Origin of the sequence: Bradyrhizobium manausense (assembly GCF_001440035.1) — a bacterium.
GTDB classification, from domain to species: Bacteria; Pseudomonadota; Alphaproteobacteria; order Rhizobiales; family Xanthobacteraceae; genus Bradyrhizobium; species Bradyrhizobium manausense.
Genome location: NZ_LJYG01000047.1, coordinates 301,763 through 303,491 on the forward strand (window position 1 = coordinate 301,763; position 1,729 = coordinate 303,491).

The 1,729-nt window shown below is 67.5% G+C and carries 2 protein-coding genes; one reads left to right on the forward strand and one right to left on the reverse strand.

Going from position 1 to position 1,729, the window contains the following annotated elements; genetic code table 11:
* Positions 1 to 103: 103 nt before the first annotated feature.
* Positions 104 to 991 (forward strand): LysR family transcriptional regulator, encoded by an 888-nt coding sequence (locus tag AOQ71_RS12600; protein WP_057746659.1) that lies wholly within the window; start codon positions 104 to 106, stop codon positions 989 to 991.
* A gap of 55 nt (positions 992 to 1,046) precedes the next feature.
* On the opposite strand, the gene AOQ71_RS12605 is transcribed toward AOQ71_RS12600, so the two are convergent.
* On the reverse strand, positions 1,047 to 1,697 hold the full coding sequence (locus AOQ71_RS12605; protein ID WP_057746662.1) for a DNA-3-methyladenine glycosylase family protein: 651 nt from the start codon (positions 1,695 to 1,697) through the stop codon (positions 1,047 to 1,049).
* Positions 1,698 to 1,729 lie beyond the last annotated feature (32 nt).

Below are 1,729 nucleotides of genomic sequence, written 5' to 3' on the forward strand. Positions count from 1 at the left end.
CTTCCGCCGGCCGGCGCTTTGACCCCACTATAGGATTGGACGGCCGGCGGCGGATCGTTCAATATTGAACATACGTATATTCAGATTTGTACGGAGCGCGGCGGTGGATTGGGATCTCTGCAAGACCTTCGTCGCGGTCGCCGATACCGGCAGCTTCACCGCCGCGGCCAAGCGCCTGCACGCCAGCCATCCGACCGTCAGCCGCAAGATCGCGGCGCTGGAGGCGCAGCTCGGCACAAAGCTGCTGGCGCGTGCGGCGGATGGTTTCGTGCTCACCGCCGACGGCCGCACCCTGCGCGAGCATGCCGAGGCGATGGCCGCCGCGGCGCTGCGGGCCGAGGCGGCGGTTGGCGCCGGCGGGCGCAAGGCGCGCGGCACGGTCAAGCTGTCGATCGGCGCGACGCTGGCTTCGCACTGGCTGATGCCGCGGCTGCGTTCCTTTCTCGGCGCGCATGATCACATCAGGCTCGAGATCATCACCCATCCGTTTCCGGCCAGCGTGCGCCGACGGGAGGCCGACGTCGTGCTGCGGCCGGTCGACAGCGGCGAGGAGAATCTGGTCGGCCGCAAGGTCGGCCGTCTCGGCACCGGCTTCTACGCCTCGCGCGGCTATGCTGACGGCCGGTCTCTGCCGGAACGGAGCGGCGAGTGGAAGGGGCATAGCGTCATCGGCTTTGCCGATCAGGATTCGAACGCGCAGCTGGCGCGCTGGAGCGATGCGATCACGCGCCAGGGCACCGTGGTGATGCGCTGCTCTTCGCAGGGCGACATGCTGGCGGCGGTACGCGCCGGGATCGGGATCTCCGCGCTGTCCTGCTTCGTCGCGGAAAGCTATCCGGACCTCGTGCGCGTCGCGCCGCAAAAACTCGTCAGCGTCGCCGACCTCTGGCTGCTCGCCCATCCCGATCTGGTCGAGCTGTCCGCGGTGCGCGCCGTGGTGGACTATGTCGCGGAATGTGCCCGGGCCGACCGCGAACGGTTGCGGGGCTAAAGCATGATCCGGAAAAGTGTGAAGCGGTTTTCCGATAGGATCATGCGTAAAAATTCTAGTTTCCCGCAAGCACACCTTCGCGCTTCTTCACCGCGCGGTAGTAGCTCCACCACAGATGCGCGGCCGCGCCACGCAGGGGACGCCAGGGTTCGGCGAGCGGCGCCATCTGCTTTTCCGTCGGTCGCGCCTTCAGGCCGAGACCCATCCTGAGGCCCTCCTGCACGGCGAGGTCGCCGGCCGGCCATGCGTCGCCATGGCCAAGGCAAAACAGGAGATAGAGGTCGGCCGTCCACGGCCCGATGCCCGGCAGCGAGACCAGCGTGTGATGCGCGGCGTCGGCGTCTTCCTCTGCGAGCACGTCGAGGTTCAGCCGCTCGGCGATGATCTCGCGCGCGAGATGTTTCAGCGTCTTGATCTTGGCCGCTGACAGTCCGAGCCGCCCGAGCCGGTCGGTGCGGGCGCGGCGCACCGCCTCATGATCGAACGGATCGAAGGCCGCAGATAACCGTCCCCAGATCGCCGCCGCGCTCGCGGTCGACAGTTGCTGCCCGCAGACGATATGCGCCAGCCCCGCAAAGCCCGGCTCGCGCCGCCTGAGCGCCGGCATGCCCGCGATCTCGAGCACGGACTTGAGGCGCGGATCGCGCTTGACCAGCGTGCGGACGGCTTCTTCGAGATCGGATTGGGATTCGAGGTGGATGGTCATGGCAGTTTGGCAAACTCTCTCCGGAGTCATGG

Bases quoted from the DNA above. Each gene is read 5' to 3' on its own strand.
- AOQ71_RS12605 (WP_057746662.1), bottom strand. From the start codon at position 1,697: ATGACCATCCACCTCGAATCCCAATCCGATCTCGAAGAAGCCGTCCGC.